We start from the raw sequence: 394 nt of genomic DNA on the forward strand, positions 1-394 counted from the left end.
GGAAAAGGCCGGCATCGTGTCGGGCTACCATGCCCGCGTCGCCATGCGTGTCCTGGCACCGGTCGCCACCGTGCTGATGGAGGTGACGCTAGCCAGCCATCGCCAGGCCGATTTCGACCGCTTCGAGCGCGTCATCCGCGACATCCCCGAGATCATCGCCTGCTGGTCGGTTGGCGGCGGCGTCGACTATGTGCTGAAGGTGATGGCGCGCGACATCGACGCCTACCAGCGCCTTGTCGACGGCTTGCTCGACCGCGAGATCGGCATAGATTGTTACTTCACCTACATCGTCACCAAGACCGTGAAGGACGAAATCACACTGCCCGTGGCCGAGTTGTTGCCGGCATCGGCCTAGGGTCGGAGAGATCGTCTGCGTCGACGGCACAATAGAGAG

The 394-nt window shown here is 62.9% G+C and carries 1 protein-coding gene; it reads left to right on the forward strand.

Features of this window, described 5'->3' with window-relative positions; translation table 11 throughout:
* The coding region (locus ACWTU8_RS33300; protein WP_455851439.1) for an Lrp/AsnC family transcriptional regulator at positions 1 to 355 on the forward strand (355 nt) is incomplete at its 5' end.
* Positions 356 to 394: the final 39 nt, after the last annotated feature.

The organism is Mesorhizobium sp. BHbdii, from assembly GCF_053848045.1.